Source organism: Streptomyces sp. Q6 (assembly GCF_036967205.1).
Taxonomy (GTDB): domain Bacteria; phylum Actinomycetota; class Actinomycetes; order Streptomycetales; family Streptomycetaceae; genus Streptomyces; species Streptomyces citrinus.
Window position 1 is genome coordinate 5932576 of sequence record NZ_CP146022.1, and the last position, 26390, is coordinate 5958965.

25 protein-coding genes, 1 pseudogene and 2 riboswitches are annotated in these 26390 nt (G+C 71.2%); of the genes and pseudogenes, 18 read left to right on the plus strand and 8 right to left on the minus strand.

From position 1 onward, the window contains the following. The first annotated feature begins 80 nt into the window (after positions 1-80). From V2W30_RS27660 to V2W30_RS27685, 6 genes are read left to right on the plus strand one after another with little or no spacing between them, the layout of a single operon-like run. On the plus strand, positions 81-1001 hold the full coding sequence (locus tag V2W30_RS27660; protein WP_338700718.1) for an ABC transporter ATP-binding protein: 921 nt from the start codon (positions 81-83) through the stop codon (positions 999-1001). Then, positions 998-1762, plus strand: coding sequence for an ABC transporter permease (locus V2W30_RS27665; protein ID WP_338700720.1), 765 nt, complete (start codon positions 998-1000; stop codon positions 1760-1762). Before V2W30_RS27660 ends, V2W30_RS27665 begins: the two co-directional genes overlap by 4 nt. A gap of 37 nt (positions 1763-1799) precedes the next feature. Further along, on the plus strand, positions 1800-3077 hold the full coding sequence (locus V2W30_RS27670; RefSeq protein WP_338700722.1) for a sensor histidine kinase: 1278 nt from the start codon (positions 1800-1802) through the stop codon (positions 3075-3077). Continuing rightward, a complete protein-coding gene (locus tag V2W30_RS27675; RefSeq protein ID WP_338700724.1) occupies positions 3070-3711 on the plus strand; it encodes a response regulator transcription factor in 642 nt (213 codons plus the stop codon). Before V2W30_RS27670 ends, V2W30_RS27675 begins: the two co-directional genes overlap by 8 nt. Positions 3712-3744: 33 nt before the next feature. Further along, positions 3745-4608, plus strand: a complete 864-nt coding sequence (locus V2W30_RS27680) for a helix-turn-helix domain-containing protein (RefSeq protein WP_338700726.1) — start codon at positions 3745-3747, stop codon at positions 4606-4608. Further along, entirely contained in the window at positions 4605-5021 is a 417-nt protein-coding gene (locus V2W30_RS27685) for a VOC family protein (RefSeq protein WP_338700728.1), read from the plus strand. The genes V2W30_RS27680 and V2W30_RS27685 overlap by 4 nt, the downstream gene beginning before the upstream one ends. Positions 5022-5065: 44 nt before the next feature. On the opposite strand, the gene glgX is transcribed toward V2W30_RS27685, so the two are convergent. Beyond that, positions 5066-7366, minus strand: a complete 2301-nt coding sequence (glgX, locus tag V2W30_RS27690; protein WP_338700730.1) for a glycogen debranching protein GlgX — start codon at positions 7364-7366, stop codon at positions 5066-5068. A 150-nt stretch (positions 7367-7516) separates the two neighbouring features. On the opposite strand from glgX, the gene V2W30_RS27695 reads away from it, so the two are divergent. The 6 genes from V2W30_RS27695 (at position 7517) to V2W30_RS27720 (ending at position 14008) form a co-directional block, all read left to right on the plus strand. After that, positions 7517-8731, plus strand: coding sequence for a L,D-transpeptidase (locus V2W30_RS27695; protein ID WP_338700731.1), 1215 nt, complete (start codon positions 7517-7519; stop codon positions 8729-8731). Positions 8732-8901: 170 nt separating this feature from the next. Next, positions 8902-10110 carry a L,D-transpeptidase gene (locus V2W30_RS27700; protein WP_338700733.1) on the plus strand — a complete coding sequence of 403 codons (1209 nt, stop codon included), beginning with the start codon at positions 8902-8904 and terminating at the stop codon, positions 10108-10110. A 64-nt stretch (positions 10111-10174) separates the two neighbouring features. Then, positions 10175-10942: an enoyl-CoA hydratase/isomerase family protein gene (locus V2W30_RS27705; protein WP_338700734.1), complete on the plus strand. Its 768-nt coding sequence runs from the start codon at positions 10175-10177 to the stop codon at positions 10940-10942. A 284-nt stretch (positions 10943-11226) separates the two neighbouring features. After that, positions 11227-11730 (plus strand): ATP-binding protein, encoded by a 504-nt coding sequence (locus tag V2W30_RS27710; protein WP_338700735.1) that lies wholly within the window; start codon positions 11227-11229, stop codon positions 11728-11730. 299 nt (positions 11731-12029) lie between these two features. Next, positions 12030-12830 (plus strand): polysaccharide deacetylase family protein, encoded by an 801-nt coding sequence (locus V2W30_RS27715; RefSeq protein ID WP_338700736.1) that lies wholly within the window; start codon positions 12030-12032, stop codon positions 12828-12830. Continuing rightward, a complete protein-coding gene (locus V2W30_RS27720) occupies positions 12827-14008 on the plus strand; it encodes a YncE family protein (RefSeq protein ID WP_338700738.1) in 1182 nt (393 codons plus the stop codon). Before V2W30_RS27715 ends, V2W30_RS27720 begins: the two co-directional genes overlap by 4 nt. Here V2W30_RS27720 and V2W30_RS27725 read toward each other — a convergent pair. After that, positions 14005-14660: pseudogene (locus V2W30_RS27725) on the minus strand (GNAT family N-acetyltransferase). The gene V2W30_RS27720 and the pseudogene V2W30_RS27725 overlap by 4 nt on opposite strands. Positions 14661-14713: 53 nt before the next feature. On the opposite strand from V2W30_RS27725, the gene V2W30_RS27730 reads away from it, so the two are divergent. After that, positions 14714-15628 (plus strand): MerR family transcriptional regulator, encoded by a 915-nt coding sequence (locus V2W30_RS27730; RefSeq protein WP_338700741.1) that lies wholly within the window; start codon positions 14714-14716, stop codon positions 15626-15628. Between the two features lie 46 nt (positions 15629-15674). Then, a complete protein-coding gene (locus V2W30_RS27735; RefSeq protein WP_338700743.1) occupies positions 15675-15890 on the plus strand; it encodes an EF-hand domain-containing protein in 216 nt (71 codons plus the stop codon). Between the two features lie 457 nt (positions 15891-16347). Here the strand turns inward: V2W30_RS27735 and V2W30_RS27740 are convergent, their stop codons facing one another. Beyond that, on the minus strand, positions 16348-17274 hold the full coding sequence (locus tag V2W30_RS27740; protein ID WP_338700745.1) for an AraC family transcriptional regulator: 927 nt from the start codon (positions 17272-17274) through the stop codon (positions 16348-16350). A 101-nt stretch (positions 17275-17375) separates the two neighbouring features. Between V2W30_RS27740 and V2W30_RS27745 the strand changes: the two genes are divergently transcribed. Beyond that, entirely contained in the window at positions 17376-18371 is a 996-nt protein-coding gene (locus V2W30_RS27745) for a zinc-dependent alcohol dehydrogenase family protein (RefSeq protein ID WP_338700747.1), read from the plus strand. Between the two features lie 69 nt (positions 18372-18440). Next, positions 18441-19139 carry an NADPH-dependent F420 reductase gene (locus V2W30_RS27750; RefSeq protein ID WP_338700749.1) on the plus strand — a complete coding sequence of 233 codons (699 nt, stop codon included), beginning with the start codon at positions 18441-18443 and terminating at the stop codon, positions 19137-19139. Positions 19140-19161: 22 nt separating this feature from the next. Here V2W30_RS27750 and V2W30_RS27755 read toward each other — a convergent pair whose 3' ends face one another. Next, a complete protein-coding gene (locus V2W30_RS27755; protein WP_338700751.1) occupies positions 19162-19713 on the minus strand; it encodes a glycoside hydrolase family 25 protein in 552 nt (183 codons plus the stop codon). Between the two features lie 203 nt (positions 19714-19916). Between V2W30_RS27755 and V2W30_RS27760 the strand changes: the two genes are divergently transcribed. Further along, the gene (locus tag V2W30_RS27760) at positions 19917-20912 is read left to right on the plus strand and encodes a L,D-transpeptidase (RefSeq protein WP_338700753.1); all 996 of its coding nucleotides are present in this window, start codon (positions 19917-19919) and stop codon (positions 20910-20912) included. A 6-nt stretch (positions 20913-20918) separates the two neighbouring features. Here V2W30_RS27760 and V2W30_RS27765 read toward each other — a convergent pair whose 3' ends face one another. The 4 genes from V2W30_RS27765 to gcvT form a co-directional block, all read right to left on the minus strand. Continuing rightward, positions 20919-22304: an L-serine ammonia-lyase gene (locus V2W30_RS27765; RefSeq protein ID WP_338700755.1), complete on the minus strand. Its 1386-nt coding sequence runs from the start codon at positions 22302-22304 to the stop codon at positions 20919-20921. A 158-nt stretch (positions 22305-22462) separates the two neighbouring features. Beyond that, positions 22463-23728 carry a serine hydroxymethyltransferase gene (gene glyA, locus V2W30_RS27770; RefSeq protein WP_338700757.1) on the minus strand — a complete coding sequence of 422 codons (1266 nt, stop codon included), beginning with the start codon at positions 23726-23728 and terminating at the stop codon, positions 22463-22465. A gap of 8 nt (positions 23729-23736) precedes the next feature. Beyond that, on the minus strand, positions 23737-24114 hold the full coding sequence (gene gcvH, locus V2W30_RS27775; RefSeq protein ID WP_338700759.1) for a glycine cleavage system protein GcvH: 378 nt from the start codon (positions 24112-24114) through the stop codon (positions 23737-23739). A gap of 66 nt (positions 24115-24180) precedes the next feature. Next, entirely contained in the window at positions 24181-25317 is a 1137-nt protein-coding gene (gene gcvT, locus V2W30_RS27780; RefSeq protein ID WP_338700761.1) for a glycine cleavage system aminomethyltransferase GcvT, read from the minus strand. A gap of 36 nt (positions 25318-25353) precedes the next feature. Continuing rightward, positions 25354-25455, minus strand: a riboswitch (glycine riboswitch). Beyond that, positions 25456-25555, minus strand: a riboswitch (glycine riboswitch). A 229-nt stretch (positions 25556-25784) separates the two neighbouring features. Here gcvT and V2W30_RS27785 point away from each other — a divergent pair. Then, on the plus strand, positions 25785-26384 hold the full coding sequence (locus tag V2W30_RS27785; protein ID WP_338703782.1) for an AAA family ATPase: 600 nt from the start codon (positions 25785-25787) through the stop codon (positions 26382-26384). Positions 26385-26390 lie beyond the last annotated feature (6 nt).

Here is a 26390-nt window from a genome sequence, read left to right on the forward strand (position 1 = left end):
CGCCCATCAACCGATCGGCTGATGCCGCTTCGAGCGTGATGGGCGATGTCCCGGCGGGCGCCGGCGGCGAGGCTGGATCCATGACCACCACCACCGCACCGCTCATCGAGGTCGCCGGGCTGCGCAAGTCGTACGCGGGCCGGGCCGTCGTCGACGGGGTCTCCTTCACCGTCGCCGAGGGTGAGATCTTCGGGATCCTCGGTCCCAACGGGGCCGGCAAGACCACCACCGTGGAGTGCGTGGAAGGGCTGCGCACCCCCGACGCGGGGCGCATCCGGGTCGCCGGGCTCGACCCCGTCCGCGACCACGCCGCCGTGACCCGCCTCCTCGGCGCCCAGCTCCAGGAGAGCGAGATCCAGCCGAAGCTCACGGTGCGGGAGGCCCTGGAGCTGTACTCGGCGATCTACCCGGACCCCCTGGACTGGCGCCCGCTCGCCGAGCGCCTGCGCCTGACCGACAAGCTCACGACCCGCTTCGGCAAACTGAGCGGCGGCCAGAAACAGCGCCTGTTCATCGCGCTCGCCCTCGTCGGCAACCCGCGCGTCGTCGTGCTCGACGAGCTGACCACCGGCCTCGACCCGCGCTCCCGCCGCGACACCTGGGCGCTGATCGAGGACGTGCGGGACAGCGGCGTCACCGTCCTCCTCGTCACGCACTTCATGGAGGAGGCGCAGCGGCTCTGCGACCGCATCGCCGTCATCGACCAGGGCCGGGTCGCCGCGCTCGACACCCCCGCCGGACTGATCCGGCAGGCGGCGGGCGCCACCGTCATCTCCTTCACACCGTCCGCGCCGCTGGACGAGCGGGAACTCGCCGCGCTGCCCGGCCTCGCCTCCACCGAGCACCGCGAGGGCCGGGTGACGCTCACCGGTGACGACGAGACCGTCAACGCCGTCCTGACACTGCTCGCCCGCCACCGCGTGACCGCCCACCAACTCCGGGTCTCCGACGCCACGTTGGACGACGCGTTCCTCGACCTGACGGGAGTCGGCCAGTCATGAGCACCGCCACCGTGCACGCGCGCACCGCCCACAAGGCGGTCCTCACCGCCGAGTTCACGCTCTTCCGGCGCGAGGCCGGCAGCCTGATCGGCATCCTGTTGTTCCCCGTCGGCCTGCTGGTGATCCTCGGCTCGATCCCCTCCTTCCGGGAGGCCGACGACGGGCTCGGCGGCATCCGCCTGGTCGACGCCTACGTGCCCGTCACCGTGCTGCTCGCGATGATCGCGGGCGGCATTCAGTCGATGCCGCCGATCATCACCGGGTACCGCGAGCGGGGCGTCCTGCGCCGCATGTCGACCACACCGGTCCGGCCGTCCGCGCTGCTCAGCGCCCAGATGGGCATCCACGGAGCCGCGATCGTGGTCTCCGTCGCGCTCTGCCTCGCCGTCGGCCGGCTCGCCTTCGACGTGGCGCTGCCGCGGCAGATCCCCGGCTACCTGCTCGCCCTGCTCCTGTCCGTGGTGTGCGCCCTCGCCCTCGGCGCGCTGATCGCCTCCAGGGCCCGTACGACGAAGATCTCCAACGCGATCGGCTCGATCGTCTTCTTCCCCGCGATGTTCTGCGCGGGCGTGTGGGTGCCCGTGCAGGCGATGCCGGACGCACTGGCCCACGTCGTGGAGCTGACCCCGTTCGGCGCCGCCGCGCAGGCCATGAACCAGGCGATGGCGGGGGACTGGCCGGCCTGGTCGCACCTGGGTGTCCTCGCCCTGTGGGCCGTCGTCCTGACCGGCGCGGCCGCGCGCTGGTTCCGCTGGGAGTGAGCCGATGAGCGGGAGCGCGGCGCGGCAGACTGAGGGCATGACCACCGGTACCGGATCCGCGCCCGACGAGACGGCGGCCTTCGCGGACGATCCGTGGCGCGTCGTCCACCGTTACGGCGCCTACGTCCTGCTCGTCGTCAGCTTCGTGCTGTCCGCGGCCACCGCCGACCTGATCGGCATGGACCGGCTCGACTGGTGGGTCCTCTGCTGCCTGACCGGCGGCGCCCTCGTCCTCCAGCTGTGGTGGGGCCACCGGGAGCGCACCCGGTCGGGGCCGACCTCGGTGAGCGCCGTCTTCTACTGGGTGCGCTGGTCGTGCGCCTTCGTCCTCGCCCTGGTCAACCCGTTCTACGCGTTCTTCGCGGCCGTCGGCTACTTCGACGCCGACCGGCTGCTGCCGCGCGGACTGCAACGGCTCGGCCTGCTCGCCTCGGCCGTCATCGTGGCCGGTTCCCAGGCGGGCGGCCTGCCGCCGGGCGACTCGCTCGGCTGGGCCGTGTTCGGCGGGCTGCTCGTCGCCAACATGATCTTCGTGGTGGTCACCGGGCAGCTCCAGGAGAAGGAGCAGGAGCGCGCCCGCGTCCAGGCCCGCACCATCGGCGAACTGGAGGAGACGAACACCGCGCTCCAGGCCGCCCTCGACGAGAACGCCGCCCTGCACGCCCAACTCCTCGTCCAGGCACGGGAAGCGGGCATCGCCGACGAGCGCCGCCGACTCGCCGCCGAGATCCACGACACCATCGCCCAGGGCCTGACCGGGATCATCGCGCAGCTCCAGGTCGTCAAGAACGCCCCCACCCTCGCCGTCGCCCACGAACACCTCGACCGCGCCTCCGACCTGGCCCGCCACAGCCTCGGCGAGGCCCGCCGCTCCGTGCACAACCTGTCACCCGCCGCCCTCGACGGCTCCACGCTCCCCGAGGCGCTCAAGAAGACGGTGCACGACTGGGCGGCCCGCACCGGCGTCCGCGCCGACTTCACCCTCACCGGCACCGCCGAACCCCTCCACGACGAGATCGAGGCGACCCTCCTGCGCATCACCGAGGAGGCCCTCTCGAACGCGGCCCGACACGCCCACGCCACCCGCCTCGGCGTCACCCTGTCCTTCATGGCGGGCGAGGTCACCCTCGACGTGCGCGACGACGGCCGCGGCTTCGACCCCCTCACCCTGCCCGCCCGTACGGGCTCCGGCGGCTTCGGCCTCGACGGCATGCGGGCCCGCGCCGAACGCCTCGCGGGAGACGTCACCGTCGAGTCAGAGCCGGGCGGCGGCACGGCGATCTCGGCTCGCGTACCGTTGGTGCGCCATGGCTGACCCAGTGATCACCCTCCTCATCGTCGACGACCACCCGGTGGTCCGCGACGGCCTGCGCGGCATGTTCGAATCGGCCCCCGGCTTCACGGTCCTCGGCGAGGCGGCGAACGGGGTGGAGGGCGTCACCCGCGCCGCCGAACTCGATCCGGACGTCGTCCTGATGGACCTGCGCATGCCGGGCGGCGGCGGGGTCGACGCCATCAAGGAACTGACCCGCCGCGGCGCCCGCGCCCGCGTCCTGGTCCTCACCACGTACGACACGGACTCCGACACGCTCCCTGCGATCGAGGCGGGCGCGACGGGCTACCTCCTGAAGGACGCCCCGCGCGAGGAACTCTTCACGGCGGTACGAGCCGCGGCGCAAGGGCGCACGGTCCTGTCACCGGCGGTCGCGTCCCGCCTGGTCACCGCGGTACGCACGCCCGCGGCCCCCGCCGACGAGACGCTCTCCGCCCGCGAGCGCGAGGTCCTCGTCCTGGTCGCGCGCGGCACCTCCAACAAGGAGATCGCCCGCGAGCTGTTCATCAGCGAGGCGACGGTGAAGACGCATCTCACGCACATCTACGGCAAGTTGGGCGTGAAGGACCGCGCGGCGGCGGTCGCGGTGGCGTACGACCGCGGGATTCTCGGCTAGCGGGTTCGCGCGGCCCGTCCGCATACTGGAGGCATGAGCACGGGCTCACTGGAATTCGTCCGGGCCACCCCGCGCCCCGGCGGCGCGATCGTCTCGGCCGTCGGCTACCGCACCCGGGGGCAGCGCCCCGCGCTCCATCGCGGCCTGCCGTCCCCGTACCTCACGGTGATCTTCTCCCTCGACGGGCCCGTGGTCAGCGGCACCACCCCCGAGCAGGCCACCGGCCCCGACGCGATCCGTACCGACATCGTCGTCGGCGGCCTGCACCAGGACCCCGCGTTCATCCGGCAGCCCGAGCACGAGAGCGGCATCCAGCTCGCCGTGCACCCCCTGGCGGCGCGGGCTCTGCTCGGGGTTCCGGCGGCGGAACTCGCCGGGTGCGTGGTCACCGACGGAACGGCCGTACTGGGCCGGCAGGCCGCCCGAGTCCGCGACCAGGTGGAGGAGTTGAGCGACTGGCGGGACCGCTTCAGGCTCCTGTCGGCCTATCTGGGCGCGACCGACCCGTTCGCCGGGGTGCGCCCCGAGGTCGCCGAGGCGTGGACCTGGCTCGCCCGGCACCGCGGCACGGGCTCCCTGCCGGGCCTCGCCGCACACGTATCCCTCAGCGAGCGCCGCCTGACGACCCTGTTCCGCGCCGAGACCGGCCTGAGCCCAGGACAGGCGGCCCGCCTGATGCGCTTCCAGTACGCGAAGGAGGCGGTCGTCAGGGCGGTCGCGGGTCACGCGCCGCCGGACCTGTCCCGGGTGGCGGCCGACCACGGCTACTGCGACCACTCCCACCTGGTCCGCGCGTTCCACCGGTACACGGGCCTGAGCCCCACCGCGTGGCTCGCCGAGGAGTGCCGGAACATCCAAGCCGGGGGCCACCACAACGGCGAAGAATCGACCCCATGAACACCCCACAGAACCCCCGCGAACCCCTGGTCTGGCCGACCCTCCAGGCCACCGACGCCCCGGCCCTGATCGACTTCCTCGTCGGCACGGTCGGCTTCCTGCGCACGGCCGTCTACGAGGACGGCGACCGCGTCGCCCACGCCCAGCTCGACTGGCCCGAGGGCGGCGGCGTGATGCTCGGCTCCCACGACCCGGACGCCCCGCCGCAGAAGTGGTGCCAGAAGCCGGGCACGTTCGGCTGCTACGTCGTCACGGACCGCGTCGACGAGCTGTACGCGCGTCTCGTCGACGCCGGCGTCAAGATCTTCCGCGAGATCGAGGACCAGCCGTACGGCAGCCGCGAGTTCGCCCTCACGGATCCGGAGGGCAACCACTGGTCGTTCGGCACGTACCGGGGTGAGCCCCGGCCTTGATCGTCCGAGGGTGGGCAGGGGCCGGGCGCGCAGTGCCCCCGCCCCTACTCGCTCACCCGCAGCAGCACCACCGACCGCGCGCCCACCGTCATCACCGTTCCCGCCCGATGGACGATCCCGGGCGCGCCGGACTGCTCCTCGTCGGCCGTGTCCACGACCACCTCGTACGACCGTGCCCACGGATCGCCCGGCAGCACGAAACTCTCCGCCCGGTCCCCGGCATGCAGCACCGCCAGGAAGCTGTCGTCCTCGATGGGGGCGCCGAGGGCGTCCCGGCCGGGAATGTCCCGGCCCGAGAGGTACATGCCGAGCGTCGCCGCCGGCGCGTACCAGTCCCGCTCCGTCATCTCCGTACCGCGTGACGTGAACCAGGCCAGGTCGCGCAGGCCGTCCGCCGAGTGCGCGCGGCCCGAGAAGAACGCGCGGCGGCGCAGCACGGGGTGCGCGTGACGCAGGGCGATCAGACGGGAGGTGAGGTCGAACAGGGCCCGCCAGCCCGGGTCGTCGAGGAGCCCCCAGTCGACCCAGCTGATCTCGTTGTCCTGGCAGTAGGCGTTGTTGCTGCCGCGCTGCGTGCGCCCGAACTCGTCGCCCGCGACCAGCATCGGGACGCCGGTCGACAGCAGGAGGGTCGTGAGCAGGTTCCTCAACTGCCGCCTGCGCAGGGCGAGAACGCCCTCGTCCGGCGTCTCGCCCTCGACGCCGCAGTTCCAGGACCGGTTGTCGTTGGAGCCGTCGCGGTTGCCCTCGCCGTTCGCCTCGTTGTGCTTGCGTTCGTAACTGACCAGGTCGCGCAGGGTGAATCCGTCGTGCGCGGTGATGAAGTTGACGGAGGCGTAGGGGCGGCGGCCGCCCCACGCGTACAGGTCACTCGACCCCGAAAGCCGGTATCCCAGGTCCCGTACGTCCGGGAGCGCGCCCCGCCAGAAGTCCCGGACCGCGTTCCTGTACCGGTCGTTCCACTCCGTCCACAGCGGGGGGAACGCGCCCACCTGGTAGCCCCCGGAGCCGACGTCCCACGGTTCCGCGATGAGTTTCACGCGGCGCAGCACCGGGTCCTGCGCGATGACCGCGAGGAACGGCGACAGCATGTCGACGTCGTGCATCGAGCGGGCCAGGGCGGCGGCGAGGTCGAAGCGGAAGCCGTCGACGCCCATCTCGGTGACCCAGTACCTGAGCGAATCCGTGATGAGCCGGAGTACGTGCGGCTGCACCACGTGCAGGGTGTTGCCGCAGCCCGTGTAGTCGGCGTACCTGCGTGGATCGTCCGCGAGCCGGTAGTAGCCGCGGTTGTCGATGCCCTTGAGCGACAGCATCGGGCCCAGCTCGCCGGCCTCCGCCGTGTGGTTGTAGACCACGTCGAGGATGACCTCGATGCCCGCGTCGTGCAGGGCCCGCACCATCCGCTTGAACTCGCCGACCTGCTGGCCGGCGGTGCCCGACGCCGCGTACGCCGCGTGCGGGGCGAAGTAGCCGATGGAGTTGTAGCCCCAGTAGTTCTTCAGGCCGCGGCGCAGCAGATGGTCCTCGTGCGCGAACTGGTGCACGGGCAGCAGCTCCACCGCCGTCACGCCCAGTTTCACCAGGTGCTCGATCGCTGCCGGATGCGCCAGGCCCGCGTATGTGCCGCGCAACTCCTCGGGTATGCCCGGGTGTTGGCGGGTGAAGCCGCGTACGTGCAGTTCGTAGATGACGGAGTCCGCCCACGGTGTCTTCGGCCTGCGGTCGTCCGCCCACTCGTCGTCCGGCGCGTCGTCGTGGACCACGACGCCCTTCGGGACGTACGGGGCCGAGTCCCGGCCGTCGCGCACCGTGTCCGCCACGTGCTGCTCGGGCCAGTCCCGTACGTGGCCGTAGACCTCCGGCGGCAGCCGGAACTCGCCGTCGACGGCGCGCGCGTACGGGTCGAGGAGCAGCTTCGCCGGGTTCCAGCGGGCGCCGGTCCACGGGTCCCAGCGGCCGTGCACCCGGAACCCGTACCGCTGTCCGGGCAGGACGCCCGGCACGAAGCCGTGCCAGATCTCGTGCGTCAACTCGGCCAGCGGGGTGCGCCGTTCACGGTCCTCCTCGTCGAACAGGCACAGCTCGACCGACTGCGCGCCCCCGGCCCACAGGGCGAAGTTGGTGCCCGCGACGCCGTCCGGGCCGACCCGGAAGCGGGCACCCAGTGGCATCGGCGCGCCGGGCCACACCGGCCCGACCGGGGGAGTGCGTTCCCGTTCCCGTTCCCGGTCCCGTGCCGACGCGGCGGTCGCCGCCGCCCGGCCGTTGCCCTGCCCCGTGCGGGCCGGCACGCCCCCTGACGTGCCGGTCTGCACTGCCTCCTGCTCGGGTGCGCTCGACACCTGCCAGCCTCCCGCGGCTCCACGACTGCTCGTCAACTGGGCGTGCGGCGTCCCGGCCGCGGCTCCCCACGCGTACTCCTCCCCACTGTTCTGCCCAGAGCGTGGCTCGCACTCACGTTTCCCCGGCGGGGGGAGCGTCGTTGGCCTGGCGTGAGAACAGCTGTGAGGCGCGCGAGGCGCGCAGGGGCGACACTGGCCGCCGTACTGACATGGGCAGGACTGGTCGGCGGGCTCGCCGGATGCGACTCGGGCGAGGTGTTCGGCAAGCCGCGCTCGCCGGAGGACCTGATCCGGGTCACCCCGGACGACGCGAGCAAGGACGTGAAGACGGACGGCGGGCTTCAAGTCAAGGTGCCCGAGGGCCGGTTGGAGTCGGTGAAGGTCGTCAGGATCCAGGACGCGCAGGAGGAGAAGGTCCCCGGCCGGCTCGACCAGGACGGCAGCCGCTGGCGGCCGAGCGGGCCCGACGGCGAGCGGCTCGCGCTCGCCGCGAAGTACGTCGTCGACGCGGTCGCCGTGGACGACGCGGGCCGCCGCATGGCCCGGCACACCACCTTCACCACGTTCGTCCCCGACGAGCGTTTCATCGGCTACGTGACGCCGGAGAACCGTTCCACGGTCGGCACCGGCATGATCGTGAAGCTGGAGTTCAACCGGGAGATCGAGAACCGCGCCGCGGTCGAGAAGGCCGTACGGGTCACCGCGAAGCCCGCCGTCGAGGTCGCCCCGCACTGGTTCGGGAACACCCGACTCGACTTCCGGCCCAAGGAGTACTGGAAGCCCGGCACCAAGGTCACCGTGGACCTGAAGCTGCGCGACGTGGAGGCGGCGCCCGGCGTCTACGGCCTCCAGTACAAGTCGTTCACGTTCACCGTGGGCCGCAGCCAGGTCAGTCTCGTCGACGCCGCGTCGCACACCATGGAGGTCCGCAGGGACGGCGAGCTCGTCGACACCCTGCCGATCACGGCGGGGGCGCCGCGCTCGACCACGTACAACGGGAAGATGGTCGTCTCCGAGCTGCTCGAGGTCACCCGCATGAACAGCCGCACCGTCGGCTTCGGCGGCGAGTACGACATCCCGGACGTGCCGCACGCGATCCGGCTCACCGACTCCGGCACGTTCCTGCACGGCAACTACTGGTCGGGCGGCGTCTTCGGCAGCTCCAACGTCAGCCACGGCTGTGTCGGCCTGCGTGATGTGAAGGGCGGCAGTTCGCAGACCCCCGCCGGCTGGTTCTTCGACCGCACGCTGATCGGCGATGTCGTCGAGGTGAAGAACAGCGCTGACAAGAAAGTGGCTCCTGACAACGGGCTCGGCGGCTGGAACATGGGATGGAAGGAGTGGACGGCCGGCGCCGCGGGCTAGCCGGCGGGCCGCGCACGCGGAGAGGGGGGTGTGGCCAGGGCGTTGGGACGGAACGGTGACATAAGCGGGGATCCGTTTTCCCAGGTCGTGTGGTTATCTTTCGCAGTGCGCGCGCTGACGCGCAGGGGTGCGGGCCCTGGACCGGGGCCTGGCGAGGGGAGAAGAACATCTTGAACGGGCGACGACCCATATCGGCGGCTCTGCTGGGGGCGGCACTGCTGCTGGTCACCGCGTGCGGTGGCGGGGGCGGTTCGGACGCGGGAGACGACGGCAAGGGCGATTCCGGCAAGGCGTCGAGCGCGGCGGAGGCGAACAAGCCGTCGGCGGCCGTCGTCACCGTCGCGCCGAAGAACGGCGCGGACGACGTCGCGACCAGCGGAGCTCTCAAAGTCACCGCGTCCAAGGGCAAGTTGACCGAGGTCGAGGTGGCCGACGCCAAGGGCAGGGCGGTCGACGGGAAGATCGCCGGGGACGGCGCGAGCTGGACGCCGTCGCAGCACCTGGCCGCGTCCACCACGTACAAGATCCACGCGGTGGCGAAGGACAAGGACGGTCGCGAGTCGGCCAAGGACACGTCCTTCACCACGCTCACCCCGAAGAACACCTTCATCGGTACGTTCACGCCGGAGGACGGCTCGAAGGTCGGCGTCGGCATGCCGTTCTCGGTCCGCTTCACCCGCGGTATCACGCACCCCGACGACGTCGAGAAGGCCATCACGGTCACGACCGAGCCGTCCGTCCCGGTGGAGGGCCACTGGTTCGGCAACGACCGGATCGACTTCCGGCCCGAGGAGTACTGGGCCGCGGGCACCGAGGTCACCGTCAAGCTGAACCTCGACGGCGTCGAGGGCCGCCCCGGCGTCTACGGCAAGCAGGTCCGCACCGTGAAGTTCACGATCGGCCGCAGCCAGGTCTCCACGGTCGACGTGAAGAAGAAGCGGATGACGGTCGAGCGGGACGGCAAGGTCATCAAGAAGATCCCCGTGACGACCGGCAAGCCCGGCTACGACACCTGGAACGGCCAGATGGTCATCAGCGAGAAGCTCAAGGTGACCCGGATGAACGGCGAGACGGTCGGCTACGGCGGCGAGTACGACATCAAGGACGTCCCGCACGCCATGCGCCTGACCAACTCCGGCACGTTCATCCACGGCAACTACTGGGGCGGCGACGCCTTCGGCAACTACAACGCCAGCCACGGCTGTGTGGGCCTGCGCGACGTCCGCGGCGGCTACGACGGCCAGGTCCCGGCGGCGTGGTTCTTCAACCAGTCGATGATCGGCGACGTGGTCGTCGTCAAGAACTCACACGACAAGACGGTGGCCCCGGACAACGGGTTCAACGGCTGGAACATGTCGTGGGCGGACTGGAAGAAGTAGCAGCACAGGTCGAGGGCGGCAGGGGCCTGATGGGCCCCGGTGAACGGACGCTAACCTGCGGGGCATGACCGTTCACCTCGAAGTAGCCGACGGCGTCGGAACCCTCCGCCTCGACCGCCCCCCGATGAACGCCCTGGACGTCGCGACCCAGGACCGCATCAAGGAACTCGCCGAGGAGGCCACGGCCCGGGACGACATCCGGGCCGTGGTCGTCCGTGGCAGCGAGAAGGTGTTCGCGGCCGGCGCGGACATCAAGGAGATGCAGGCCATGGACCACGCGGCCATGGTCGTGCGGTCCCGCGCGCTCCAGGACTCGTTCACCGCCGTGGCCCGCATCCCCAAGCCTGTCGTCGCCGCGATCACCGGCTACGCGCTGGGCGGCGGCTGCGAGCTGGCGCTCTGCGCCGACTACCGGATCGCGGGCGAGAACGCCAAGCTGGGCCAGCCGGAGATCCTGCTCGGCCTCATCCCGGGCGCCGGCGGCACCCAGCGTCTGTCCCGCCTCGTCGGCCCGTCCAGGGCCAAGGACCTGATCTTCACGGGCCGCCAGGTGAAGGCCGACGAGGCCCTGGCCATCGGCCTGGTCGACCGCGTCGTCCCGGCGGACGAGGTCTTCGACACCGCGCACGCCTACGCGGCCCGGCTCGCCCAGGGTCCGGCGATCGCCCTGCGCGCCGCGAAGGAGTCGATCGACGCGGGTCTGGAGACCGACCTGGAGACCGGGCTCGCCCTCGAACGCACCTGGTTCGCGGGACTGTTCGCGACCCAGGACCGGGAGACCGGTATGCGTAGCTTCGTGGAGGAAGGTCCGGGCAAGGCGAAGTTCGCCTGACGTACCCTCAGCGGGGGGCGTCAACTCCCGTACAGGCGAGCCGAGTTGATCACGTCCCTCGTTGGGGCGCATTATCCCCGCCTTAAGAGAACCTTAAGCGATTCTCGTCCGCGGCGATCAATGTTGGGTCGTGCACATGATGTCGTCGCAGGTCAGATGGGGCGCGAAGGCGCCCTATCTGCCTCCGGCATATGACAAAACCGCCCCCCGGAATGAGGCGTTCCGGGGGGCTTATTCAGCCGGAACGGCCCCGCGATCCGCTCCGGGCAGCCATCATGGAGGGCATGGCGGGGCTTGAGGGTGTCGAACAACCACGGCGGCACGGCGGTGCGACCGCCGCGCGCTGGTCTCCCGCGGTCGAGGACGAACACGCCCTGAGGGCACTGGAGTTGTTCGGAAATCCGACCGAGGCGGAGGTGCGGCTCCCGTCGCGCCCCGAGTCGGCGGCGACCGCTCGCCGCCTCGCCCAGGTCGTCGTCCTGCGGCACTGGGGGCTCTCCCCGAAGATGACCGAGGACGCCGTCCTGCTCGTCTCCGAACTCGTCGGCAACGCCGTGCGGCACACCGGCGCCCGCGTCTTCGGCCTGCGCATGCTGCGCCGCCGCGGCTGGGTCCGGGTCGAGGTGCGCGATCCCTCGCGCGGACTGCCCTGTCTGATGCCGGTGCAGCCGTTCGACATATCGGGCCGCGGCCTCTTCCTCGTCGACAAGCTCTCCGACCGCTGGGGCGTGGACCTGCTGCCGCGCGGCAAGACGACCTGGTTCGAGATGCGGGTCGCCGACCGCTGAGTCCCGTACTGGTGGACCACGCACGAAAGCCCCCGTTCTCGCCGTCGTACGGCGCCGCGGGGGCTTTCGTGTGGTGCGCCGTGGACAGTGGGGGTGTAGTCCACGGCGTCTGCTGACGACCTGGCCCGGGTCAATGGGGGTCGTGGCACCGATCATGACAGAAGGTGTCGGCGAGGTCCAAATGAATCCTTGGTGATGTGGCCCACGGGCCTAGTAAATGAAGGAGAAATGCAGAGGGTGTTCAGTATTCGTTAAGGCCCTCGGGTCGGTAAGCGGCTTTTGTCTGACATCCCCCTTAAATGGGGCGGGTGACCAAGGCAGAACCGCTGCGACGCCGCTCGGCCCTGCGCGTCGGAGCCGGCCTCACCGCCGGCCTCACCGCCGCACTCGCCACCGGCTGCGCCTCCGCCGAACGGACCCCGACGCCCGCCCCCACGGCCTCCCCGGCCCGCTCCGCCCGCCCCGCACGCGCCGCCCCCGGACCGCACCGCTTCCCCGGACAGCCCGCCCAGATCGACCACGGCCCGCGCACCGCCCCGCGCGTCGCCCTCACGTTCCACGGGCAGGGCGACCCCGCCATCGCGTACGCACTCCTGAAGGAGGCCGAGCGGGCCCACGCCCACGTCACCGTGCTCGCCGTCGGCACCTGGCTCGACGAACACCCGGCCGTCGCCCGGCGCGTCCTCGACGGCGGCCACGACCTCGGCAACCACACCCTGCACCACCGCGACATCAACGCCATGTCCGAGGCCGAGGCGTCCGCCGAGATCACCGGCTGCGCCCAGCGCATCCGCCGGCTCACCGGCTCCATCGGCACCTGGTTCCGGCCCTCGCGCGCCCAGAGCGCGTCCCCGCTCGTCGCCCGCCTCGCCCAGCGGGCCGGTTACCCGCACGTCCTCTCGTACGACGTGGACTCGCTGGACTTCACCTCGCCGGGCGCGAGCGCCGTCGTCGACACCGTCGCCTCGGCCGTGCGCCCCGGCTCCGTCGTCAGCCTGCACTTCGGCTACCAGGACACCGTCGCCGCGCTGCCCGCCCTCCTGGACCACCTCGACCGCCGCGGCCTGTCCGCCGTGACCTGCACGGAGCTGCTCTCATGAAACTCACCCGCCGCACCGGCGCCCTGCTCGCCGCCGCCACCGCCGTCCTCGCCGCGCTCACCGGCTGCGGCACCGAGAACGCCGCCGACCGAGGCAGCCAGGGCGCCGTCAAGCCGGTCAAGCCCGCCGTGCCGAAGCAGACCGTGAACGGGCTGCCCGGCATGCCGCCCGTCCTCAACCCGAAGGACGTGTACGCCGCCGACCGGCCGAACAAGCTCTCCCCGGTCGTCAAGGACTTCCCGTCGCGGGTCTACGTCCCCAACACCGAGTCCGACACGGTCTCCGTCATCGACCCCAAGACGTTCGAGATCATCGAGACGATCAAGGTCGGCCGGCAGCCGCAGCACGTCGTCCCCTCCTGGGACATGAAGACGCTGTGGGTCAACAACAACCGCGGGAACACGCTCACCCCCATCGACCCGAGGACCGGCGAGGCGGGCAAGCCGGTCGACGTGCACGACCCGTACAACCTCTACTTCACGCCCGACGGCAAGAACGCCGTCGTCATGGCCTCGCTCGACCGCGAACTGGTCTTCCGCGACCCGCACACCATGAAGATCAAGCACACCGAACCCGTCAGCTGCTACGGCGTCAACCACGCCGACTTCTCCCTCGACGGCCGCTACTTCATCGTCAGCTGCGAGTTCAGCGGCGAACTGCTCAAGGTCGACACGGCGAAGATGAAGGTCATCGGGCAGCAGAGGCTGCCCTTCGACGGCGCGATGCCGCAGGACGTGAAGATGTCGCCCGACGGCAAGAAGTTCTACGTCGCCGACATGATGGCCGACGGCATGTGGGTCCTGGACGGCGACACCTTCTCCAAGCCGACCCTGCTGCCCACCGGCAAGGGCACCCACGGCCTGTACGTCAGCCGCGACTCGAAGGAGATGTACGTCTCCAACCGGGGCGAGGGCACCGTCTCCGTCTTCGACTTCGCGCAGGACAGGCTCACGAAGAAGTGGAAGCTCCCGCAGGGCGGCAGCCCCGACATGGGCGGCGTCTCCGCGGACGGCAACACCCTCTGGCTGTCCGGCCGTTACGACGCCGAGGTGTACGCCATCGACACCCGTACGGGCGCCCAGGTGGCCCGGATCCCGGTCGGCTCGGGGCCGCACGGCCTCGCGGTCTACCCGCAGCCGGGCCGCTACTCCCTCGGCCACACCGGGATCTTCCGCTAGACGGGGCCCTGGGCGTGGCGCAGCATCAGCGCCTCGGAGCCGACCGGGCGGTACCCCGCCGCCTGGAACACCCGCACGCTGCGCGCGTTGCCCGGCGACTGCTGCGACCACACGAACTCCTCCGGGACCAAGTGCCGGGCGGCCACCGCCAGTTGCCGCCCGAGCCCCGGTGGCGCCCGGCCTCGTCCACCTCGATCGCCGCCTCCCAGCGCCCGGCGACCCCGCGCCCCAGCACCAGCACGCCCCCGGCGTCCCCCGCCGCCTCCCACACCCGTACGTCGTCACGGTGATCCAGCGCCCGGGTCACCCGGGGGTGCTCGCGGTCGCGGATCTCGCGCAGCGCCAGCGGCGGCTCACCGGGCAGCGCCGCGGCCACCGTCAGCAGGTCGATCGTGTCGTGGGCCCGCCCGGTACGGTCCATGAACGCGGCCAGGAACCGGGCGTTCATCGTCGCCGCGAACGCGTCGCAGTCCACCGCGGCCAGCGTCTCGCGCACCCACTCCTCGGACTCGTCCGTGAACACCACGCTGTGCGCCGTGAACGCCAGCACCCCCGCGTCCCGCGCGGACGGCTGCGCGACGACCGTCGTCGTGCCGTCCGGCGCCGGGAAGACGCCCTTCGCCGCCGCGTCCAGAATGTCCCGCAGACTCATCCCCGTACTCCTCACTTGAGTCTCCACCCACTGGAAGGCCCAGACTCCTCGACATGATCGACGACAGCACGCGGCTGCTCACGATCGGCCAGTTGGCCCGCCGCACCGGTCTCACGGTGCGCACCATCCGCTTCTGGTCCGACGAGGGCGTCCTGCACCCCGTGACCCGCAGCGACGGCGGCTACCGACTGTACGACGCCGCGTCCGTGGCCCGTCTCGAACTGATCCGCACGCTGCGGGAGCTCGGCCTCGGCCTCGACGACGTACGCACGGTGCTGGCCGGGGACGCGGACATCGCCGCCGTCGCCGCCGCCCACGTGGCGGCGCTCGACGCGCAGATCCGTTCGCTGCGGCTGAGCCGGGCTGTCCTGTCGACCGTCGCGAAACGTGGTTCGAGCACCGAGGAGATGGCCCTGATGAACAAACTGGCACGACTGAGCGCCGGCGAACGCAAGCACATCATCGACGACTTCATGGAGCAGACCTTCGGCGGTCTCGACGCCGCCGACCCCGACATCCGCAACCGGATGCGGGTCATGGTCCCCGATCTGCCGGACGACCCGACATCCGAGCAGGTCGACGCCTGGGTCGAACTGGCCGAGCTGATGCAGGACCCGGACTTCAGGGCCCATATGCGCGGCATGATCGAGTTCAACGCGGCGGACCGCGGCCCCGACGTGACGCCCGGCAGCTCGCTGTGGTTCATGAGCCGCCTGGTGCACCTGGCCGGCGAGGCCCGCAAGCGCGGCGTCGCCCCCGAGTCGCCGGAGGCGGGCGAGATCCTGCGCGGCCTGGTGGGCACCGCTGACCTGGGCGAGGTCCTGGAGCGGATGGAGGCGGCCGCCAACGAGGACGTGGCCCGGTTCCGTGATCTGGTCTCCCGCGTCCGCGGCCTGGAGACGCTGCCCCGGCACGAGGCGGAGTTCGCCTGGGTACTCGCTGCACTGCGGTGCCGGACGGCCGGATAATCTGACCTTCGTCAACACAGCAGTACGTAAACGAGGGGTGGTCCCGGTGGCGGACATCGAGGAAGCACGCAAGGCGTTCGAGCGGTTCGACGCGGACGGTGACGGCTTCATCACGGCGGCCGAGTACAAGAGCGCCATGGCGCAGATGGGCGACTTCAACGTCACGGAGTCGGTGGCCGAGGTCCTCATCGCCCGCCAGGACGCCAACGGCGACAAGCTGCTGTCCTTCGACGAGTTCTGGGCCAACCTGAGCAAGGCCTGAGCCCTGCCCGCACGTCTCGTCCGCCGTCCCCGAGCCCGGGGGCGGCGGACGTGTCGCTGCTCACGCTGCTCGGGCTCGGCCCCGAGGAGGACGCCGTCCACCGGCTCCTCGCCGACCGGTCCGACAGCGAACCGGCGTCCCTGACCGCCCGTTGACCCGCGACGAGGTCGACAGCGCCCTCGACGCGCTCGTCGAGCGCGGCCCGGCCGGTGCTCGGCTCGGCGCGGACGCGGTCGCCCCGCGCTACCGCCCCGCCTCCCCGGTGCTCGCGCTCGGCCCGCTCCTCGAAGCCCGCCGCGGCGCGCTCCACCAGGTCGAGCGAGCACTTCGTCACCGAGCTGCCCGAACGGCACCGCGCGGCCCGGAACCGTGCCTCCGGCGCCCGCGTCGAGGTGCTGTCGGGCGCCGCCGTCTGATCACCACGGGGCGCGAGGCGCAGCACGAGGTCTCCGTGCGGTCAAGAAGCCCTCCGGTACCGGCCCGGAGCCACCCCGAACTCCCGCTTGAACGCCTTGGCGAACGCGAACTCCGAGGCGTAGCCCGCCCGTTCGGCCACCACGCGCAGCGGCACGTCCTCCTCGCGCAGCTGCCGCCCCGCCACCGTCATCCGCCACCACGTCAGATACGCCAGCGGCGGCATGCCCACCTCCGCGCCGAACCGCCGCGCGAACGCCGCCCGCGACAGACCGCCCAGACCCGCGAGCTCCGCCACCGTCCACGGGTGTGCCGGATCCGCGTGCATCGCCCGCAACGCGGCGGCCAGCGGCGGCTCGGTGAGCGCCGCCGACCAGCCGGAGGCGTGCGCACCCGCGTCGTCCCGGCCCAGCCACCAGGCCCGCAGGATGTACAGCAACAGCGTGTCGAGGAGCGCCGAGACGATCGTGTCCGAACCGGGGCGCGGCCCGTCCAGCTCCTCGCCGAGCAGTTCGACCGCCGCCCGCAGCGACCGGTGCGCGCCCACGTGCGCCGGCAGATGCACCACGTCCGGCAACTCGTCCAGCAGCGGATGCGCCCGCGCCCGGTCCAGGAGGTACGCGCCGCACAGCATCACCGTGTCGGGCGTCGGGCCGACGCGCGGCCGGGGCGCGGGCGCGGGCCAGCTGCCGTCCGGTTCGAGCCTGAACTCCTCGACCTCCGCGCCCAGTTCGCTCACCACCGTGTGCCCGCGCCCGTGCGCGAGGAACACCACGTCACCGGGGCCGAGCGCCACGGCCCGCTCCTCGTCCGCCTCCGGCAGCAGCCACGCCGAGCCGCGCAGCAGCACATGGAACCCGGCGCCGTCATAGGCGTCGAACCGGCTGCCCCACGGGGCGAACTTGTCCCGGAGCGCCGAGTGCGGCCGCCCGAGCCGCATCGCGGCGATCGCGTCGCTGAGTACGTCCATCCGGCCACCGTAGCGCGGGAGTTGAGGCGGTGAGACGTACGGACATGAAAGCGAGACCGGCAGGCATGGATCGTCTCGCCCGGCGTCCATACGGTCGACGCATGACCCACACCACGCTTCCCGCCACCGCCCGCGCCGTCCTCTTCCACGAACTCGGCGGCCCCGACGTCCTGCACATCGAGGACGTACCACTGCGCAGCCCCGGTCCCGCCGAACTCCTCATCCGCGTCAAGGCGTTGGGTCTCAACCGCGCGGAGGCGCTGTTCCGCTCGGGCGAGTACTACTACCTGCCGACGCTCCCCGGATCGCGGCTCGGCTACGAGGCGTCCGGCGTCGTCGAGGCCGTCGGCGACCAGGTCACCGGCTTCCGGCCCGGCGACCTCGTGACGACGGGCCCCGGCATCGAGATGGGCGCGCAGGGCGTCTACGGCGACCGGATCGTGCTGCCCGAGACGGCGGTCGTGCCGCGGCACTCCTCCGTCGACGCGATCACCGGGGCCGCGGCCTGGCTCACGTACACGACGGCTTATGGCGGCATGGTCGAGACGGGCGGTCTGCGCCCCGGCGACCACGTCGTCATCACCGGCGCCTCCAGCGGAGTCGGCACCGCCGCGATCCAGGTGGCCCGGCGGATCGGCGCGATCCCCGTCGCCACGACCCGCACCGCGGCGAAGAAGCAGGCCCTGCTCGACCTCGGAGCCGAGCACGTCGTCGTCACCGACGGCGACGACCTGGCGAAGGAGGTCCGGCGGATCACCGGAGACGGCGCCGACCTCCTCTTCGACGCGATCGGCGGACCCGACCTCCCGCACCACGCCGCGGCGTTGCGCAAGCGCGGCACGATCGTGGTCTACGGCTGGCTGAACGGGACCATCGCCTTCCCGATGAACTGGCCGCAGACCATCCACACCTACGCCAACTTCGACCTGCCCGAGGACGGCAGGCGCCGCGCCGAGGCGTTCCTCGACGCGGGCCTGCGCGACGGGGGCCTGCGCCCGCCGATCGCGGAGGTCTTCGACGGCCTCGACCGCATCCGGGACGCGCACCGCCTGATGGAGTCGAACACCCACACCGGAAAGATCGTCGTCACTCTTTGAGCCCAGTGCCGGAATAGCCCGCGGGGCGCGAGGGTTCGCACTCCATGCACATGCATGAATCTCCGAAGCGTGACCGGAACGCGAACTCCTGAAGGGCTGAGCACCATGAAGATCGGCATCATCGGCGCGGGCAACATCGGCGGCAACCTCACCCGGCGCTTCACCGCCGCGGGACACGACGTGCACGTCGCGAACTCCCGCGGCCCGCAGACCCTCACCGCGCTCGCCGAGGAGACCGGCGCGACGCCCGCCACCCTGGAGGACGCGGTACGCGACGCGCAGGTCGTGGTCGTCACCATCCCGCTCAAGGCCGTACCGAACCTCCCCAAGGGCCTCCTGGACACGGCCGCTCCCGATGTCACCGTCATCGACACCGGCAACTACTACCCCCAGCAGCGCGACGGGAAGATCGAGGGCATCGAGGACGAGGGCCTCACCGAGAGCCGCTGGACGGAGCGCCAGCTCGGCCACCAGGTCGTCAAGGTCTTCAACGGCACGTACGCCGCCGACCTCCTCGACAAGCCCCGCCCGCAGGGCGACCCGGCCCGCGTCGCCCTGCCGATCGCGAGCGACGACACCGCCGCCAAGCAGGTCGTGACGTCCCTCCTCGACGAGATCGGCTTCGACGCGGTCGACGCCGGCGGGCAGGACGAATCCTGGCGCCAGCAGCCCGGCACCCCCGTCTACGGCCTGGCCGCCGACGCGGCGTCCGTGCGCAAGGCCCTCGACGAGGCATCCCCGACCCGCACCGCCGAGTGGCGCGCCTGACCCGCAGCCGCCCCGGCCCCCGTCAGGGCGTGGCCCACTCGCGCAGCGCCTGCGCGCTCGCGAAGTCGGCCACGTCCTTGTCGAGGGGCCGGTCCGTGTACTGGTGGATCACCCAGTCCGCCTTGATGCGCGGCTTGCCCGCGGTGACGTAGTCGGCGATCCAGAGCCCGTCACCGGCGTAGGACGTCGTGTCCCTGTTCAGCCAGTAGTCGCGGTTGCAGTAGAGCAGCACCCGATGGCCCGGACGCAGCCGCTTCACCTCTTTGATGAACCGGTCCTTCTCCGCATTCGAAGCCCGCGTGCCCTCTCCCGTCGTCTCCCAGTCCACGGCCAGCAAGTCTCCCGATTTCTCAGGGGCTCTGCTCACGAAGTACTCGGCCTGCGCCGTGAGGTTCCCGGGCCACAGGAAGTGGTAGAAGCCGACGACACAGCCCGCGTCACGGGCCCGCTTCGTCTGGGCGGCCAGCCGCGGATTGACGTACGAACGGCCCTCCGTCGCCTTGATGAAGACGAACGCCAGGCCGTCCGCGTCGAACGTGGACTGGTGCGAACTGACGTCGATTCCACGGATCATGCGGGCCTCCCGGTCGGTGGGGCGACGAGGTCGAACGTCCATCGTGCCAGCACCCGACAGGCATGAGTGGCCGCAATCTTGGAACACGCTTTGCCACACCGCATGCAACTACCGTCGCCGCTCGGGCTGTCTCACAGGGAGTCGGACATGTACGGAGTCGGCCCCTGTCCAGGGGCCCGGGGTGACGGAGATCGGGGCAGGTCGTGGGACGGCGCAAGGGCACTGGCATAGGAATCGCGCTCGTGACGGTCGCGGCGCTGACAGGCGTGAGCGCCTGCGGCGGCGGGAGCGATGACGCGGCGGGCGGGCACGACGGGAAGGGGGCGGGCAAGGGGAAGGCGAGCGCGAGCGCCAAGCCGTCGCCGACCAAGCCCAAGGGCCCGCCGATGCTCCTGGAGACGATCACCCCGCAGACCGGCGCCAAGGTCGGCGTGGCCATGCCGATCTCGGTGGTGTTCACCAACCCCGTGGCGGCGAAGGCCCGCGCAGGCGTCGAGAAGCACATGAAGGTGAGCGCCTCGCAGCCGGTGGAGGGCGCCTGGCACTGGTTCGGCGACAAGCGCGCCGACTGGCGCCCGAAGGAGTACTGGCCCTCCGGTACGAAGGTGAAGGTCGTCGCCGACATGGAGGGCGTCAGCAACGGCAACGGCCGGTACGGCGTCCACGACTACACGCACACGTTCACCGTCGGCGACGACGTCCGCGCCGCCGTCTCCGTCAGCGGCCACACCATGAAGGTCACCAGGAACAACGCGACCCTGCGCACCCTGTCCATCAACGCGGGCAGCGCCGAGTACCCCACCTGGAACGGCACGATGGCCGTCATCGACAAGCAGGAGAAGGTCCACATGACCTCGTGCAGCGTCGGTATCAGCTGCGACAAGGGCAGCCCCAACTACTACGACCTGACGCTGCCCTGGGACGTCCACCTCACGCAGTCCGGCACCTACGTCCACTACTCGACCGGCGACCCGAACCCGGGCAGCGGCAGCGCGCGCGGCTCGCACGGCTGCGTGCACCTGTCGATGTCCGACGCCAAGTGGTTCTACCAGCAGGTCAAGCAGGGCGACCCGGTCACGATCACCGGCTCCCCGCGCGCCAAGGCCCCCGCCGACAACGGCTACGCGGCCTTCAACCTGAGCTGGGACCAGTGGCTCGCGGGCAGCGCGTCGGGGGAGTCCGCGGCAGCGAACCTCTGAGCACTGTCAGCACTCGATGATGTTGACGGCGAGCCCGCCCCGCGCCGTCTCCTTGTACTTGACGGACATGTCGGCCCCGGTCTCCTTCATGGTCTTGATGACCTTGTCGAGGGAGACCTTGTGGCTGCCGTCGCCGCGCATCGCCATCTTGGCCGCGGTGACGGCCTTGACCGCCGCCATGCCGTTGCGCTCGATGCACGGGATCTGGACGAGGCCGCCGACGGGATCGCAGGTCAGGCCGAGGTTGTGCTCCATGCCGATCTCGGCCGCGTTCTCCACCTGCTCGGGGGAGCCGCCGAGGACCTCGGCGAGCGCGCCCGCCGCCATCGAGCAGGCCGAGCCGACCTCGCCCTGGCAGCCGACCTCGGCGCCGGAGATCGAGGCGTTCTCCTTGAAGAGCATGCCGATGGCGCCCGCGGAGAGCAGGAAGCGGACCACGCCCTCCTCATCGGCGCCGGGCACGAAGTTCATGTAGTAGTGCAGGACCGCGGGGATGATGCCGGCCGCGCCGTTCGTCGGCGCGGTGACGACCCGGCCGCCCGCCGCGTTCTCCTCGTTGACCGCCATCGCGTACAGCGTGATCCACTCCATGGAGTGGGCCAGCGGATCGCCCTCGGCGCGCAGCTTGCGGGCCGAACCGGCCGCGCGGCGGCGGACCTTGAGGCCGCCGGGCAGGATGCCCTCGCGGGACATGCCGCGAGACACGCACGCCTGCATCACGCGCCACAGTTCCAGCAGGCCGGCCCGGATCTCGTCCTCGGTGCGCCAGGCCTTCTCGTTCTCCAGCATCAGCGCGGGGATCGACAGGCCGGTCTCGCGGGTGAGGCGCAGCAGCTCGTCACCCGTACGGAACGGGTACTTCAGGACGGTGTCGTCCGGCACGATCGGGTTCTCGCCCGCGACGCCCTCGTGAGAAAGCACGGTCTCGTCGACGACGAAGCCGCCGCCCACCGAGTAGTACGTCTTGGTGAGCAGCTCCTTGCCGTCGGCGTCGTACGCCCACAGCGTCATGCCGTTCGCGTGGTAGGTCAGGGTCTCGCGGCGGTGCAGGATCAGGTCGTCGTCGAAGTCGAAGCCGATCTCGTGCACGCCGAGCAGATTGATCCGGCGGGACTCCTTGATCGCCTCCACGCGCTCGTCGGCGTGCTCCACGTCGACGGTGCGGGGGGACTCGCCCTCCAGGCCGAGCAGCACCGCCTTGGGGGTGCCGTGCCCGTGGCCGGTCGCGCCGAGCGAGCCGTAGAGCTCGGAGCGTATCGAGACGGTGCGGTCGAGCAGCCCCTCGTTCTTCAGGCGTCGCGCGAACATGCGGGCGGCGCGCATCGGGCCGACCGTGTGGGAGCTGGACGGGCCGATGCCGATCGAGAACAGGTCGAAGACCGAGATGGCCACGGTGGAACTCCAATGGTGGTGGTAGACGCCGTTGTCTGCCGGGACAAGCGGGGTGAGCGGGGCACAGCGTGACGAGGGACGTGGCACGGGGCACCCTGCTCACTTCCCAGTGTGCGGGGTGCCCCGAAAGTTCGTACGCCTCAAAGCGTACGTAATTGCTACAGGCCGGGGTACAGCGGGTGCTTGTCGGCCAGAGCGGTCACCCGGGCCTTGAGCGCCTCGACGTCGTACGACGGCTGGAGCGCGAGCGCGATGACGTCGGCGACCTCGCGGAAGTCGTCGGCGTCGAAGCCGCGGGTGGCGAGGGCCGGCGTACCGATCCGGAGCCCGGACGTCACCATCGGCGGGCGCGGGTCGTTCGGGACGGCGTTGCGGTTGACCGTGATGCCGACCGCGTGGAGGCGGTCCTCGGCCTGCTGGCCGTCGAGCTCGGAGTCGCGCAGGTCGACGAGGACCAGGTGCACGTCCGTGCCGCCGGAGAGCACGTTCACGCCGTGGGCGCGGGCGTCCTCCGAGGTCAGGCGCTCGGCGAGGATCTGGGCGCCCTCGATCGTGCGGGCCTGGCGCTCCTTGAAGTCCGCCGAGGCGGCGACCTTGAAGGAGACGGCCTTCGCCGCGATCACGTGCTCCAGGGGGCCGCCCTGGAAGCCCGGGAAGACGGACGAGTTCAGCTTCTTCGCGAAGTCCTTCTTGGCGAGGATGATGCCGCCGCGCGGACCGCCGAGCGTCTTGTGCGTCGTGGACGTGACGACGTCGGCGTACGGCACCGGGTTGGGGTGCAGGCCCGCGGCCACCAGGCCCGCGAAGTGCGCCATGTCGACCCACAGGTACGCCTCGACCTCGTCGGCGATGCGACGGAACTCGGCGAAGTCGAGCTGGCGCGGGTAGGCGCTCCAGCCCGCGATGATCACCTTCGGGCGGTGCTCCTTGGCGAGCCGCTCGACCTCGGCCATGTCGACCAGGCCGTTGTCGTCCACGTGGTACGGGACGACCTCGAACTGCTTGCCGGAGAAGTTCAGGCGCATGCCGTGCGTGAGGTGACCGCCGTGCGCCAGGTCCAGGCCGAGGATCGTGTCGCCGGGCTTGGCGAGCGCGAAGAGGGCGGCCTGGTTCGCGGAGGCGCCCGAGTGCGGCTGCACGTTGGCGTACTCGGCGCCGAACAGCTCCTTCACCCGGTCGATCGCGATCTGCTCGGTGACGTCGACGTGCTCGCAGCCGCCGTAGTAGCGGCGGCCGGGGTAGCCCTCCGCGTACTTGTTGGTGAGGACCGAACCCTGGGCCTCCATGACGGCGACCGGGGCGAAGTTCTCCGACGCGATCATTTCCAGGGTCGACTGCTGGCGCTTCAGCTCGGCGTCGACCGCGACGGCGATCTCCGGGTCGAGGGCGTGCAGGGACTCGTTCAGGACGGACTTCTCAGTCATGGTGCGGTTCAGCTCCCGGAGAACTCGGTGTACTCGTCGGCGGTGAGCAGGTCCTTCGGCTCGTCGGCCAGCCGGACCTTGAACAGCCAGCCGCCCTCGAACGGGGCCGAGTTGACCAGGGCCGGGTCGTCCACGACGTCCTGGTTGGCCTCGACGACCTCGCCGCTGACGGGGGAGTACAGGTCGGAGACCGACTTGGTGGACTCCAGCTCACCGCAGGTCTCGCCCGCGGTGAGGGTGTCGCCGACCTCGGGAAGCTGGACGAACACGATGTCACCGAGCGCGTTGGCCGCGTGCTCCGTGATGCCGACCGTCGCCACGCCGTCCTCGACGGCCGACAGCCACTCGTGCTCCTTGCTGTAACGCAGCTGCTGGGGGTTGCTCATGATGCGAATTCTCCTGTACGCGGGAAGGTGCTGGTGACGGCGGGGGAGGCCGCGGGGGCCCCGGGGCTACTTCTGACGCTTGTAGAACGGCAGCGCGACGACCTCGTACGGCTCATGCGTACCGCGGATGTCCACGCCCACGCCCGCGGTGCCCGGCTCGGCGTGCGCGGCGTCGACGTACGCGATGGCGATCGGCTTGCCGAGGGTCGGGGACGGGGCGCCGGAGGTGACCTCGCCGATCACCTGTCCGTCGGCGACGACCGGCATCCCGGCGCGCGGCACTCGGCGGCCCTCGGCGATCAGGCCGACGAGCTTGCGCGGCGGGTTCGACTCGGCGCGCGCGGCGGCGGCGACGAGGGCCTCGCGGCCCACGAAGTCGTCGCTGTGCTCGTGGGGGGAGGTCTTCTCGAACTTCACGACCCGGCCCAGACCGGCGTCGAAGGGGGTGAGGTCGGTGGTGAGCTCGTGCCCGTACAGCGGCATGCCCGCCTCCAGGCGCAGCGTGTCGCGGCAGGACAGGCCGCAGGGGATCAGGCCGTACTCCGCGCCCGCCTCGGTGAGCGCCTGCCACAGCTTCTCCGCGTCGGCCGGGGAGACGAACAGCTCGAAGCCGTCCTCGCCGGTGTAGCCGGTGCGCGCGATGAGCGCCTCGACGCCGGCGACGGTGCCGGGCAGCCCCGCGTAGTACTTCAGGCCGTCCAGGTCGGCGTCCGTGACGGACTTCACGATGGCGGGGGAGTGCGGGCCCTGCACGGCGATCAGCGCGTACGCGTCCCGGTCGTCGCGGACCTCGGCGTCGAACCCGGCGGCGCGCTCGGTGAGGGCGTCGAGGACGACCTGCGCGTTGCCCGCGTTGGCGACGACCATGTACGTGCTCTCTTCGAGCCGGTAGACGATCAGGTCGTCGAGGATGCCGCCGTCCTCGCGGCAGATCATCGTGTAGCGGGCGCGGCCGACACCGACGGAACCGATGTTGCCGACCAGCGCGTGGTTCAGAAGGTCGACGGCGGCCGGTCCGGTGACGGTGATCTCGCCCATGTGGGAGAGGTCGAACAGGCCGGCCTTCGTACGGACGGCGTTGTGCTCGTCACGCTCGCTGCCGTAGCGCAGGGGCATGTCCCAGCCGGCGAAGTCGGTCATCGTGGCGCCGAGCGAACGATGCAGGGCGTCGAGGGACGTCAGGCGAGGGGATGTGGGCGTCATGGCTGGTGCTCCCGGGCATGGCAGATGGCGAGGTAGTCCTCCCCATCTGTCATCGGAACCTGAGAGGTTCGCCCCGAGGGGCTTGCACCTTGGGTGGGACCGCCGTACGTCAGAGGGCGGCCCGCTTTTCAGATCTGCCTCGCCCGCGCGGTACGGGGCCTGAGAGATTCAAGGGAGGAACTTGCTCCTTCGGCGTCCGGCCACGAAGACGTGACCAGAACTCTCCCGCGCGGATTCAAGCGGCCGGTATGCAGTTGCGCGCACATCATTGCATGCCCGCGGAACGGGGAAACCCCTCGTAGGGCATTACCTTCTCTTTACACTTGGCGGGCAGAAGTGGCGTGACCGGAACGGGGAGGGCGATCGCGGTGCAGAAGGCAGCGGGAGCAGTGGGAGGGGAGGGGTGGACCCGAAGGCTCCTCTTCGCCAGGGCGGTGGCGGGAGACGGGCGGGCGTACGGGGCGGCGGTGGCGGGTGTGCGGGTCCCGCGCCAGCGCTCGGTGCGGGACCTGCGCGGCCGCGACGGCCGCACTCCGCGTCGGATCGGTTTCGCCGCGGGGGATCTGGTGGTCCTGTCGGGGCTGCCCGGCAGCGGCAAGTCGACGCTGATGCGGCGGGCCGTCCAGGTCGTGCGCATCGACTCGCAGGACACCCGCGAGCGCTGGGCCGCGCGGCTGCCGGGCGTGCCGTACGCGCTGTACCGGCCCCTCGTCCGTATCGCGCACTACGTGGGCCTGCGGCGGGCCATGCGCTCGGGCGCCAGCGTCGTCGTGCACGACTGCGGCACCCAGGCGTGGGTGCGGCGCTGGGTGACGCGCACGGCGGGGCGGCGCGGCGCGTCCGTCCACCTGATGGTCCTCGACGTGCCGCCGGACACCGCCCTCGAAGGCCAGCGCGACCGCGGCCGGGGCGTGTCCCGGTACGCGTTCGCACGGCACCGCAGGGCGGTCGGCGCGCTGGTGACGTCGACCGAGCGGGGCGATCTGCCGGCGGGCATCGAGTCGGCGGTGCTGCTCGACCGCGCCGCGACGGACGCGCTCAACGGCATCACGTTCCAGCAGGACTGACGACCG